Below are 12,951 nucleotides of genomic sequence, written 5' to 3' on the forward strand. Positions count from 1 at the left end.
TCGGATTGAACCCTAGGGGGAAGTAAGTATGGAAAGCAAAAAAAATGATATCTTACAGGCAGCCATTCGGCTGTTTTCCAGAAAAGGCTACTATTCAACATCTGTTGAAGAGATCGCAAAAGAAAGTGGGATGGCAAAGGCATCCTTTTATAAATATTTTCAGGGAAAAGAAGAACTGCCTCTAGAAATGTGCATTATCCTAGAGAAAAATATTGAACAGGATATCCGGGCACTTTACAGTAAACCTGATCTCACTAATCATGATAAACTGCACGGTTTTGCCGTTCTTTATTTGAAAAACCTCGTTGAAAACAAAGTGTATCTCATGATGGATCTTCCTGAGCCGTCCATGCTTATTTTTCAAAATGAGCAACTCAATGGCGCCTTTGAACAACATGAGTACAAGCTGTACAAATGGGTACGTGACTGTCTGATTGATGTTTTCGGACCGGAGATTGAAGATCATGCATGGGATATGACCTTTGTGCTAAAAAGTGTTGTATTTGAATATATTCGCTTCTTTGCCGATCGGATGAATGATGAAACGATTGAGCAGCTTGCGCAATTCATCATCTTCTTATCCAATTCCTTGGTTGCCAGCCTGAAGAGTACCGATTCGGCCTCTCATTTGTGGAGCAATCAGGGTTGGTTACCTGAAAGCATTCTAAGCAATCCCTTTGATCAGGGCCGCCAGATTAACGGCCTTCTCTACTCTCTGGAGGACAGTATTCTGCTGTCTTCATGGAGTTCGAGGGAAAAGCAGGAGTACCAGCAAATTGCGACTCTATTAAAGGAAGAAGCTTTGAAAGCGAATCCCCAAATGGGTCTTTTAAAAGCTCTTTTCTCATATTTGGAGCAGCGTAAAGAGCTGAAAAAAGTTTGTCATTTGCTTCAAAAGCTGTTGAATCTTACACCCCCAACAGAGTAGTAGGCGCTTAGAAATTCATCACAGCTATTCACAACTTAGCTTGTAGAATACATCAAAAAAAGACTGCTCATGTAAATCATGAGACAGTCTTTTTTTGGTTATTGCTTATATTTGATAGCATATGAGAAATTACAGACCGGCTTGCACTCTCAGAGCGTCAGCTTTGTCTATGCTCTCCCATGGCACATCCAGATCTGTACGACCAAAGTGACCGTAAGCAGCCGTTTGCTTGTAAATTGGACGACGCAGATTCAGCATTCGAATGATACCTGTGGGGCGAAGATCAAAATTGTTACGAATCAGTTCAACGAGCTTCTCGTCGCTTACTTTCCCAGTACCGTATGTATCGACGCTAATCGAAACTGGTGTAGCTACACCAATGGCATAAGCAAGCTGAATTTCCACTTTATCTGCCAATCCGGCTGCAACTAGGTTTTTCGCTACATAACGGGCAGCGTAAGCTGCGGAACGGTCCACTTTGGTCGGATCCTTACCAGAGAATGCTCCCCCGCCATGACGCGCATAACCACCATACGTATCTACAATAATTTTGCGGCCTGTTAGACCTGCATCCCCTTGAGGTCCGCCAATAACAAAGCGACCTGTTGGATTAATGTAATACTTGGTTTGCTCATCCAGCAATTCCGCAGGAACAACTGGCAAAATAACCTTTTCCTTGATGTCTGCTTGAATTTGCTCCAATGTAGTATCTTCTGCATGCTGCGTAGAAACAACAATGGCATCAATACGTATTGGCTTACCATTTTCATACTCTACCGTTACCTGGGTTTTACCATCCGGGCGAAGGTACTTTAATGTTCCATCCTTGCGCACTTCGGCCAAGCGGCGTGCAATACGGTGAGACATGGCGATAGGCAACGGCATCAACTCAGGTGTTTCATTCGTAGCAAAACCGAACATCAACCCTTGATCGCCTGCTCCAATGTTTTCCGTTTCTTTATCTACTTCAGCAGGATCACGGCTTTCCAGAGCAGCGTTAACCCCTTGAGCGATGTCCGGCGATTGTTCATTCAAAGAAGTCAATACAGCGCAAGTATTATAATCAAAGCCATATTTCGCACGTGTATAGCCAATTTCCTTAATCGTATTGCGTACAATGGATGGAATATCCACGTATTCCGATTTGGAGCTGATTTCACCAATGACGAGAACGAGACCAGTAGCTACTGATACTTCACACGCTACCCGTGCATTAGGGTCGTTAGCCAAAAAGGCGTCCAATACGGCGTCGGAAATCTGATCACAGATTTTATCCGGATGACCTTCTGTTACAGACTCAGACGTAAACAAATGGCGGCCTTTTACAGACATGAATTTCAACCTCCCACAATTAAAATACATGAGGATTTATATAAAATCCTGACATGGCAATGGTATTAGCCAGACACTCTCACGCCAACATGTGGCCGGAAAATGACTTCTATACCTGATTAACAAAAAATGAACCTTTTCCGGTAGGAAAAGGTTGCGTACAAGCCTCAAATGCCATGATATCCTATTTAAATCAAGGTGTCAATTCATATCGCCCAATTACAAAGCGCCAAACTAAGGCAAATTGACAAGAGTTAAATTTCTGATTCACATGAGGATAGCCTTATTTTTAAAAACGATTGCACGTCAAAATCAGTAAAAATTATTGCAACTTACAAGGTACCAAATTCAGATAAGCTGCGTTCGGCAGATTGTACCAATCGCTTGGTAATTTCACCACCTACAGAGCCATTCTGTCTTGATGTCAAATCGCGCCACTCCACATTTGCGTTTCCTTTAAACTCGCCCAACTCCGCAGCAAACTCACTGTCTGCACTCGGATGTATATGCGCATATTGGGGATTATAAACAGGAAGCCCAAACTCAGCAGCAATTTCATACTTCAAATCATGTAATCTGGTACGGCTTTCGGGAATCAATCGTCTTTGACCTCTTGATGCCATCGTACACACCTCCATCAATTGTATTTTCTTTCATGAGGTTAGTGTGCAGCGTTTGGAGTCAGCTTAGCCAAGAACAATTTTCTATCCTAAGAAGTATTTACGAAAAAGAACATTCCAACATACAACCTATTGGAGAGTATAACCGCCACGTACCATGACGACCAGGCCAAACTTCTGGCCTTCTTTTACCTGAATACCTCTTCCTTCTCTAGGAAAGGATAGTAAATGATTTTTCTCAACCGCCTGATTATGGACAATTTCTGTTCCAGAAGTGATATCAATAGCTCCGCTGGCATCCATAGTATAAACAACAGCATTCCCGTTACGTAAAATAAATTCCGCTCCAACTTTGGCAATCAGCTTTTGACCAGGCTTTACATCAACAACCTTCAATTCCTCGGTCTGTTCCACAGCTGTGGAAGCTTTACCTGAGCTAGAAGCTCCAGCTGTCGTGGCGTTAGAAGTAGCGTTTGTGGTGGGGGCTGCTGAGCTAGTCGTTTTACTATTAGTGCTACTTGCTGATGCTCCACCTTTGATTGCCGCAGCGATTTTCTGGTCAACATAGCTTTTGGTTACGACTGGATCATCAGCTGTACCTGGTTGTCCGGAGCTGGAGGCTCCATTAACTGAGTTGTTCATTAAGGAGCCTGCAACTATCCCTCCTCCAAGCAAAACTGCTGCCAGCGATACTTTGTAGCGTGATTTCATGTAAATCCTCCTACAGCAGGTTAATGCATCTGTAAAAAAAAATTATATTAGCATTATTATTGGCTTGCTCCAGAAGAACCGCCTTGCATAGCCCAAGGCTTGTCATAAGCCAGCTTCAACGTATCAATACTTGTAACTAAATCCTCAGCTTGTTGTTCTGCGGTAGTCACTTTCAGATTGGCTTCATAAACCTGGAGCTCGGTCGCCAAACCTACATCAAATTGCTTTTTAGCCATATCGGCCGCACTTCTAGCGCTCACTAAACCAGCTTGAATTTGAGAATACTGACTTTCCAAACCTTTAATGTTGTTATAAATTGATCTTACAAGTCCTTCGAGCTGTTTCTTTGTTCCCTCAGTAGCATACTGAGCTTTTTCAACGTTAAGCTGTTCAGCTTCGTAAGGCGTATTTCCAGAAGCATTAAAATTATAAAGCTTTAGGCTTAATTCAGCTAAATCCACTTGTTGCTCACTTAACCAAATAGCAGTGCTGCTAGTAAGTACCTGGCTTACCTTAGTTTCCACATTATCTTTAAATTCAGAATAGACAGGCTTATCCTTTAATTCATAACGTTGCTCCGGTTTATAGCCAATCGCTTGATTCAAAGATATATACGCACTGTCCAGATCTTTTTTAGCCTTATCTAAAGCAGCTTGATTTTGAGTCAACTGGTTGGTTGCTTGAGTGACCTCATAGTCACTTGACATTTGATTGTCTCTTTTAATTTGTGCGACTTTCAGCTTGCGCTCGGCATCTTCAATATTCAATGCAGTTAGCTTAACTGCATTTTGCTTTTGAAGAAGCTTGTTATAAAGATCCTTCACGTTGTATTGAATGCCTTCCTTAGTCATCTCTAAGTTTTTCTTTGTAGTCTCATAGTTAAGATTTGTTTGAGCATAACCTTTGAAGGCTTTATCAGAGGCTTCAACACCGGCTTCAGCAGGAACAAAGTCAATATTTTTGCCTGCTTCTTTCATGATTTTCCCAGCTTGATCAATACTGGTTTCTCCTGATTTAACTGAGGTACTATCAGCTATAGCCAGTTTAACTGCATCATCGTAGCTCAAAGAATCATTATAGTAGGTATCATACGTAACTTTAGTCACAGGAGCTGTGAAAGGCTTACTGGATAAGCTGTTGGCTTGATCACCAGCAGTGCTTCCATCAGCTTGATTTAAAATAGTTACCGTCCGAGTAGTCTTATCCCAATTTACTTTGGCGCCTAATGATTGGCTCACAAAGCGCAGAGGAACGAACACTTGACCCTTTTGAATTTGAGTAGCTGCATCGAGTTGTACAGGAGCACTATTCTTATAAGCAAGTTTAGAACCAACATTCAAAGTTAAGGTATCATCATTTTTGGATGCAATTACTTTTTTAGCTTTGCTATCCCACTCCACTTGTGCTCCCAGGCTTTCAAAAACCCCGCGAAGAGGCACTAAGGTTGTACTTTGACTAATCACTGGGGACTGTGTATATTGCTGAGTTACACCGTTAATAATAACCTTTATATTACCTGTTTGAGCCCCTGCAAGATTGGCAAATGCAGAAGAAAGAACCAATGTGGAAAGTACCGCCACTCCAAAACGTTTCATAATTTCTCTCCTTTGTCAATAAGGCTAATAAAAGAAAAGGGCTCCAAAAGGAACCCTCTTCTCATCTAATTCAGTTAACTCAAAAGAGTTGCTCTTAAATTAGTTTTTGTTTTCAACAGTAACTGTTTTTGCAGTTGCATCATAAGTGATGGATGCATCCAGCGCTCTGCTCACCCAAGCGATTGGCAGTACAGTACGGTTTTTGTTAGTCACAGCTTTAACGTCCATACGAATCACAGAACCGTTAACAGTCAACAGGTTTGTGTTCAGTTTGATTTGAGCAACAGTGCTACCTTTGATCAGGGTAACTGTGGAAGTTGCTTTGTCAAACAGGATGTTTTGTTGGGATACACCCAGAGCTTCAGCTGCATAACGTACTGGCAAGTAAGTGCGTCCGTTTTCAGCATAAGGAGCTACTTCTGCTGTTTTACTTTGACCATCTACAGTGTAAGAAGTGCTTCCCAGTGTGAAGACAGCTTTAGTACTAGTAGCACCTGGAGCTGGAGTTCCAACAGTTGCGATTGCTGTTTCAGCAGCTGCAGTGTTGTTGTCTTTCCAGTTTTGAGTGTTGTCAGATGCGCCTTTGTATGCAGTGTAAGATACTGCGCTACCTTTCAGCTTAGCTACGATGTCGCCTTGAGCTACAGTACGGTCAACAGTCAACTTAGGAGCTGTGATTGTGATTGTACTTGGAGTAGCACTTTCGCTATCGATGTAGAAGCTCAGACGGCCTTTGTTGCTTTCGCCGTAAGTATCAGTGGATACGCTCTTCACTTTAACGTCACCAGCTGTTACTTTAACTTCTGGAGTAGCAGCAAAACGTACGCCTGTTGGCAATTCCAAGATTACTTCACGGCTACCATCTTTCTTAACGAAAGCTTCTTTAGCCGCTTCAGTAATTGTGATGTCACCAACTTGTTGGTCGCCCAGACCGATTGTCAGGGTTGGTTTGGATGCAGCAGCCAAAGTAACAGCTTGCTTCACAGCTGCAACCTTAACAGTACCGCTCAGACCTTGGCTACCAGCAACATCAACGTTCAGGTCACCGGAGAAACCTGGCTGTGTAGCAACTTCAACGTTTTTCAGTTTCAAGCTACCAGCGTCAGTAGTGCTGTTAGCGTTGTTGAAAGTCAATTTCAAAGTACGTTTGTCAGAGTCAGTATAGGAAACCTCTGCTCCACCCAAACCGTTAGTGTTCTCCATAGAACCGGAGAAGCTGCTTCCAGGGTTGTTGCTTTCAAAAGTTGACTGCCAACGAGCACCCTCAGGCAGACGCAAAGTTACAGTACGTCCTTTTACAAAGGAATTAGCAACAGTTTCTTTAATTACGATATCACCAATTTTTTGCTCATCATGACCAGCAAGAATTGTTGTTGGAGTAGCAACGGAAACGCCACCACCGATTTGACCATAGCTACCAACTACAAGGGAGCTAACGTCAGTTGTTGCGTTACCAGAGATACTTACAGTAACATCGCCTTCTTTAGCACTGTTTTCATCATCAACATAGAATCCTACAGGCAATTGGAAAGAAGTTTGGGCATCACTTACTTTTCTCAAAGACAAAGTGAGTGTGTCACCATCAGCAGAATATCTCACGTCTTCTGGCTTAATTGCTTTGTCTGTGTTAGAAGTAAACAAAATAGTTGGGTCGGCTTTAGGAGCGGAATCCCATTTGAAACCGCTAGGCAATTTCAATTTAATATTGCTGTTACCCAAAGAACCAGCAGTTTCTTCTTTAACTTTCAAAGTTGCAGTAAAGTTTTCTTCACTGGAAACTGTATCAGCAGCAGACAAAGATACTTGACCAGAAGAAACTACGTTTGCAATTGTCGCTTCGCCGCTAGTAAAACCACTTGCAGAAGCTGCATCAATAGTAGCTTTTACAGGTCCATTGCTAGGTCCGTTAACATTGATTTTACCAAAGTTCAGATAAAGATCAACGCTATCTTTAGAGTTAGTAAAGTTGAAAGTCACTCTTGCAGAGTTATTAGTGAGCTTCTCTACAGTCAAACCTTCACCCGGAACATATCCAGTTTCTGCACGAGCAGCAGCATCATCATTGTTATCGCCTGGATCAATGTAAACGCCCAAACCATAAGTAGAATCAATAGCAGTAGGAACAATATTAGGGTTAGTAGCAAATTCAAAGCCTTTAGGCAATGTAACAGTGAAAGATTCACCTTTACCAACAGAAGCTTGGCTTACGTTAACTTTTACTCTACCCAGAGTAGTGTTTGTAGTTTGGCTTGAACCAATGCTAGGAGTATTAACAGCAGTATAGCTAGAAGCTGCATGAACTGCAGTTGGTGCAGTCAGTGCTGCGATTGGAGCTGCAACACCAGCAACCAATGTTGCTGTTGCCAGCACGTTGATCATTTTTTTATTAAACTTTGTCATAACCTTTTTTTCTCCTCCTTGAATATAACCAGAAATATTATTTTTGTCTTTTTGTCGGATCTTGTCACTCATCAGTCGTTACACCTCCTTTCCGAGCTTTATGAGAACCCTTATAAAATGATATCTGTGACAATATCACAGAAGCTTGGAATCTAGTTGAAAGAAAGCGTCCATTTATGACGTACTCCAGTATTATACAATGTGATAACAATGTCGTAAAGAATTTTTTTAGCGAATTATGTCTTTACGCTTTTGTACCCCTTTGTTTCATACTCACCCAATTAGACGTAGCATGGGTTCGAAAAGTTGCGTCCGTTTCAAAAAAATTTTTTTATTTTTTTTGAATATGTATTCCGCTTTCCTACAGTCATAATTATACTATTGAACCTGTTCCTCCGTCATCCTACAACTTTTACCTGTTCAACCTTAATGTACAAGAGTTCTCTTGCGCATTTATGGTAGTCCCTTAATGAGTATATTCACTGTACATTATCCATAGAATATAAAGGATACATAAATCCCAAGGATACGCCCAGATTGAACACTTAAAGTAGTAGGTAATGACGGAGGATCAGCAATTTTTATAGCCTGCACACCCAGAGCAAAACAATTTACTTCACTATATTAACCTTAGCACCATCAGTAAGCAGGCTTATTCCCTTAACGGCAATGGTCTGACCCTCGGTAAGCCCCTTGGTTATTTCAACCTCCTTGGCGCTTTCCTGGCCTGTTTGCACTTCTACCCGTTTAGCAGTAGCACCCTCAACTACATAAGCATACTTTTTCCCAGCTTGCTCTGTAATGGCATCTTGTGATACCAAAATGTTTTGTGCAGCTTCGGATTTCATATAAACATACACAACCATACCGGATTTGAACTCGCCAGATGGATTGGGTACTGAAATTTCGACAGGATATGCCTTGAGATCATTATCCATAACCGGATTGACCGCTGTCACTTTAGCCTCAATGCGCTTATCCAAAGAGTCCACCCCTACGGTTACAATAGATCCTACCTTTAGCTTAAGCAACTCTTCCTCAGAAACGTTCACCTTGGCTAGGATAGGATTTGTATTTGCAATCGTAACAACGGCTGACTGAGGGCTGACCATTTGTCCTGTTGTACCAGTCACAACTGAAATGGTGCCAGACATAGGTGCTCTGACTACAGCATTGACAAGCTGACTACGTGCAGTGTCCAAAGCAGCCTTGGACTGATTGACCGAAGCACGTGCTACATCAATACCCGTTTTCTGTTGTGCAAGACGCAATGACTTCTGGGCATTAGTATATGTTGTCTGGGCACTTTCCTTGGATGTTTGCGCATTATGAAGTGAGAGCTGGGCGTTTTCCAACGCGGTTTGAGCTCTTCTATGCGCTATTTGAGACTGTTCCAGGTCAGATTGCGAAACAGCACCGGCACTAAACAACTGCTGGTTACGATTTAGCGTATTCTGAGCATCACGCACGGAACTCTGGGCATCTACCACAGCAGTCTGCGCTTGGGTAATGGCATTGTCTTGCTGTACCAGTGCGCTCTTAGCCTGGTCCACAGCAGACTCTCCCTGCTGAACAGATTGCGCTGCTCCGCTTTCAGCTTGCTTCAAACTAGCAAGTGCAACCTGGTAAGATTCCTGAGACTGCGTAATCGTGTCGTGAAGGTCTTTCTGATCAATCGTAAACAAAATATCGCCTTTGTTTACCTTTTGTCCCACCGTCAAATTAATGTTCAGTATTTTTCCGCTAATTTTCGGGGCAACCTGAGCCGTGTCTTTGGGCGCAAAGCTGCCTACAATACCTGATGAATCCTCAATACTGCCTTTAGCCACTTTTGCTACCTGGATCGGAATCGTTTTCTGCACCGCGGCCGGAGCGGCGGGGGCTTCCCCCCCACCGCAGCCTGCCAATGCAACTGACAAAAGCAATGTCGTGGCAATCAGAGCACTTTTTTTATTCATTATATCTCTTCACCTCATTATTAAATGTGAACACTCTTTTGTTGCATCTTTGCTTCTTTTTTGAGCTGTCTTTTCAATTTCCGTTCTTTACGCTTTTGTATCCTATTATCCATGATAACGTATACTACCGGAATAAGAACCAATGTAATAACAGCTGCGAAGGATAACCCGAATACAACAACAACTGCCATCGGCGCTTGTGACTCGTTACCACTGCCTGTAGCAAATGCCATTGGGAGCAAAGCTAGTACAGTAGCCAGCGTTGTCATCAAAATCGGACGCAACCGCTCAGACGCTCCATGAATAATAGCTTCATCCCGATCTTGTCCTTCTTTTCGGAGCTGAATGATGAAATCAATCATGACGATAGCGTTATTCACAACCAGGCCGACGAGCATAATATAACCGGTTAGAGCCGACACACTAAGACTAGATCCTGTTACAACCAAACCAATAAGCACACCTATTAATGTAGGTGGAATCGAGAACATAATAACAAACGGCGTAAGCAAGGATTCAAACTGCCCTGCCATGACCATATAAATCAGCACTACAGATAGCAATATAGCTACTGCCAGATTTGTAAAGGACTCCATCATTTGCTCATTTTGTCCACCATCCGTATCTGCACTATATCCCTCAGGGAAATGAGTACCTTTCAGGAGAGCATCTATTTTTTGATTAACTGTAAGAATGTCTCCTGTTCCGTCTATGTCAGCAGTAATCTGTACTTGACGTGTTTGATTCTCGCGTGTAATAGTCTCGGGAACCTCACGCTTATCGATACTGGCCACCGATGACAGAGGCACATCGATCCCTTGTGCAGTTGTAATCCGCAATGTTTGCAGATAGGCCAGATCATGGCGATACTCATTCGGCAACGATATTTTCACATCAATCTGGTCTTCTCCGGTACGATAGCTTGTAGCAACCGAGCCGTTAAAGGAGGTACTCACAACAGACAAAATTTGAGATGCTGACAAACCATATCGGCTGGCAAGCTCTCGATTAATCGTAATCTCATATTCCTCACGAGTAGCATTCAACGTACTCTTAACATTCACCGCTCCCGGTATATTCTTAACCTCAGCTACGAGATTATCCGAAAGCTCCCGCAATACTTCTACATCATCACCCTTCAAGTTGATGTTTACGGCTGATCCACTTGATAACCCGGTTGAGGATTGAAGAATGATTTCCGCATCAGGGATATTTTCAACTTTTTTTCGGAGCTCATTTACCACGTCGTCAGTAGGCCGGACATGCCCATCCTTCAGCGTAACGCTAATCTGCGCAGCATTAGCAGATGTTGAACCGGATACACTTGATACACCGCCTCCAGAGCCTATAGTTACTGACATTTTATCAAGTTCAGGAATCTTTAAAATTTCCTTTTCAATTCCTCGAACAACCTTCTCTGTTTCTTCCAACATGGTTCCATTAGGCATCGTTACAGAGAGCGTAAACTCACCTTGGTCCGATTCAGGAATAAATTCCGTTTTAACCATAGGAATCAAAGCTGCCGCAGCTACAAACATAAGCAAAGTAATAGTCAAAACACTTTTGCGGTGGTTAATCCCCCACTTGAGAATACGGCTGTATCCGCCTTTAAATTTCTCAAAGGCGATATTAAACCAGATAATCGGGTTAATCCCTTTATAGGTACCCGAAGAATATATTGACTCATCTGGTACAGTAGGCAACCAACGTGAACTAAGCATAGGTACAAGCAAAAGCGATACTAGCAAAGCAGCAATATGAGAGAAAATTACGGTCAAGGCTAACGGCTTAAACAGCACGCCCGCAATTCCATCTACAAATACAACTGGTAAAAACACTACTATTTGTGCAAGTGCAGATGCCATTACCGCATTACCCACTTGCTTGGAGCCATCAATAGCGCCCTGCAGCATGCTTTTGCCTTCATGTCGTTGTCTAAAAATATTCTCGATAATAACGACAGCAAAGTCAACAAAGGATCCTAGCCCCAGTAGCAATCCACTCAATGAAATAATGTTAATGGTTTGTCCACTGAAATACATCATCATAAACGTTGCTACAAAAGAAATTGGAATAACGATACTTGCAATAATTGTAGAACGTGCGCTATTAAGAAATAACAGTAACACGATAGCTGCAATAATAAGTCCTAATACAGCATGCTCTACTAGTGAATGTACAGAATCGCTAATAGGTTTGGAAGCGTCTGTGACCATCTCAAGCTGAGTCCCCGCAGGCAAGTTCTTACGGATTGAATCCAGACTTTCCTTAACAGAATTAGCAATGGCAAGTGTATTCCCTCCGGTAGCCTTTGTGACTGAAATATTAATACTTGGCTTACCATTGTATGTGGAAATGGTGGTGACATCATCCAAGGAATCTTCAATGGTTGCGACATCCTTTAATTTTACACTGCCTTTGCCCACAGTGATCGGAGTCTCTCCCATTTCCGAAACAGCCTGATATTCACCTTGGACCCTGATTTGAATCTCCGTATTACCACGATCAACAGAACCTGCAGAGCCGGCCACATTATTAGCTGATAATGCCTGGCTGATCTGATCTAATGTAATACCATAACTTTGCAGTTTGGCTTGGTCTACAGTAATTCGAACCAACCGCTCCTGTCCCCCAGACAAACCGACCGAAGCGACCCCTGAGATTCTTTCGAGCTGTGGTTCGATGATATCCTCTGCAATAGGCTTCAGTTTGTTAACATCCTGATCACCAGTAAATGCCAAATTAATTACAGGTGTAGCATTGAGATCCAGTTTCAAAACACGCGGTGAATTGGCAGCTTTGGGAAGTGAACCCCGAACACCATCCAATTTATCTCGCATATCCAATGTAGCCTGATTTAGATCTACTCCCCAGTTAAACTGAATCATGACCATAGAGGTCCCCTCAGAAGACTGAGAGCTAATCGTATCCACATCCTGAATGGACGATAGACCTTTTTCAATAGGCTTGGTAACCAATTCCTCAACTTCTGTCGGTGTCGAGTTTGGAATACTGGTCACTACCATAGCAATAGGCAGCTTCATATCCGGCATCTGCTCGACAGGAAGTCTTAACGCAAAAATACCGCCCCCGATCAACAAAGTAACAATTAACATAAATACTGTTACAGGACGGCGTATTGAAAACTGAGACATCTCATCACTCCCCACTCACTTCTTTATGTAGCATTTAAGCACACTAATCCTCTACTACGATGAAATAGGCGTAAAGTTTCAGATAAATGTGCAAAAAAACATATAAGCAAATAATAAACACATTTTGAGATAAATACTTAAAAAAAAGTAGTTAATTTAAATGCATTTATGGTAGTTCAAGAACAAAAACACTGTAAACTTACCCATCAGTTATCTGCTCATTGTTATTATGGCATAGGCCCTTAATCCCAG

The 12,951-nt window shown here is 42.4% G+C and carries 8 protein-coding genes; 1 reads left to right on the forward strand and 7 read right to left on the reverse strand.

Features of this window, described 5'->3' with window-relative positions:
- Nucleotides 1-28 precede the first annotated feature (28 nt).
- Nucleotides 29-928 carry a TetR/AcrR family transcriptional regulator gene (locus tag ABIA61_RS14170; RefSeq protein WP_404519437.1) on the forward strand — a complete coding sequence of 300 codons (900 nt, stop codon included), beginning with the start codon at nucleotides 29-31 and terminating at the stop codon, nucleotides 926-928.
- A gap of 129 nt (nucleotides 929-1,057) precedes the next feature.
- Here the strand turns inward: ABIA61_RS14170 and metK are convergent, their stop codons facing one another.
- The 7 genes from metK to ABIA61_RS14205 all read right to left on the reverse strand — a co-directional run bounded on the left by metK (nucleotide 1,058) and on the right by ABIA61_RS14205 (nucleotide 12,699).
- Entirely contained in the window at nucleotides 1,058-2,260 is a 1,203-nt protein-coding gene (gene metK, locus ABIA61_RS14175) for a methionine adenosyltransferase (RefSeq protein WP_044648613.1), read from the reverse strand.
- A gap of 332 nt (nucleotides 2,261-2,592) precedes the next feature.
- The gene (locus tag ABIA61_RS14180) at nucleotides 2,593-2,883 is read right to left on the reverse strand and encodes an alpha/beta-type small acid-soluble spore protein (protein ID WP_283653560.1); all 291 of its coding nucleotides are present in this window, start codon (nucleotides 2,881-2,883) and stop codon (nucleotides 2,593-2,595) included.
- Nucleotides 2,884-3,009: 126 nt separating this feature from the next.
- Nucleotides 3,010-3,591: a hypothetical protein gene (locus tag ABIA61_RS14185; protein ID WP_283653561.1), complete on the reverse strand. Its 582-nt coding sequence runs from the start codon at nucleotides 3,589-3,591 to the stop codon at nucleotides 3,010-3,012.
- A 56-nt stretch (nucleotides 3,592-3,647) separates the two neighbouring features.
- A complete protein-coding gene (locus ABIA61_RS14190) occupies nucleotides 3,648-5,186 on the reverse strand; it encodes a stalk domain-containing protein (RefSeq protein WP_404580897.1) in 1,539 nt (512 codons plus the stop codon).
- A 99-nt stretch (nucleotides 5,187-5,285) separates the two neighbouring features.
- Complete coding sequence (locus ABIA61_RS14195) at nucleotides 5,286-7,658, reverse strand: copper amine oxidase N-terminal domain-containing protein (RefSeq protein ID WP_404580898.1); 2,373 nt, start codon at nucleotides 7,656-7,658, stop codon at nucleotides 5,286-5,288.
- 539 nt (nucleotides 7,659-8,197) lie between these two features.
- Nucleotides 8,198-9,544, reverse strand: coding sequence for an efflux RND transporter periplasmic adaptor subunit (locus tag ABIA61_RS14200; protein ID WP_404519431.1), 1,347 nt, complete (start codon nucleotides 9,542-9,544; stop codon nucleotides 8,198-8,200).
- A 20-nt stretch (nucleotides 9,545-9,564) separates the two neighbouring features.
- Nucleotides 9,565-12,699, reverse strand: a complete 3,135-nt coding sequence (locus ABIA61_RS14205; RefSeq protein WP_404580899.1) for an efflux RND transporter permease subunit — start codon at nucleotides 12,697-12,699, stop codon at nucleotides 9,565-9,567.
- Nucleotides 12,700-12,951: the final 252 nt, after the last annotated feature.

The organism is Paenibacillus sp. RC21, assembly GCF_044907935.1.
GTDB classification, from domain to species: domain Bacteria; phylum Bacillota; class Bacilli; order Paenibacillales; family Paenibacillaceae; genus Paenibacillus; species Paenibacillus terrae_A.

What these genes read in the sequence shown, in the direction of transcription:
- ABIA61_RS14185 (WP_283653561.1), bottom strand. Translation starts at nt 3,591, where the DNA reads ATGAAATCACGCTACAAAGTATCGCTGGCAGCAGTTTTGCTTGGAGGA.
- ABIA61_RS14190 (WP_404580897.1), bottom strand. Translation starts at nt 5,186, where the DNA reads ATGAAACGTTTTGGAGTGGCGGTACTTTCCACATTGGTTCTTTCTTCT.
- ABIA61_RS14170 (WP_404519437.1), top strand. Translation starts at nt 29, where the DNA reads ATGGAAAGCAAAAAAAATGATATCTTACAGGCAGCCATTCGGCTGTTT.
- metK (WP_044648613.1), bottom strand. Translation starts at nt 2,260, where the DNA reads ATGTCTGTAAAAGGCCGCCATTTGTTTACGTCTGAGTCTGTAACAGAA.
- ABIA61_RS14205 (WP_404580899.1), bottom strand. Translation starts at nt 12,699, where the DNA reads ATGTCTCAGTTTTCAATACGCCGTCCTGTAACAGTATTTATGTTAATT.
- ABIA61_RS14180 (WP_283653560.1), bottom strand. Translation starts at nt 2,883, where the DNA reads ATGGCATCAAGAGGTCAAAGACGATTGATTCCCGAAAGCCGTACCAGA.
- ABIA61_RS14195 (WP_404580898.1), bottom strand. Translation starts at nt 7,658, where the DNA reads ATGAGTGACAAGATCCGACAAAAAGACAAAAATAATATTTCTGGTTAT.
- ABIA61_RS14200 (WP_404519431.1), bottom strand. Translation starts at nt 9,544, where the DNA reads ATGAATAAAAAAAGTGCTCTGATTGCCACGACATTGCTTTTGTCAGTT.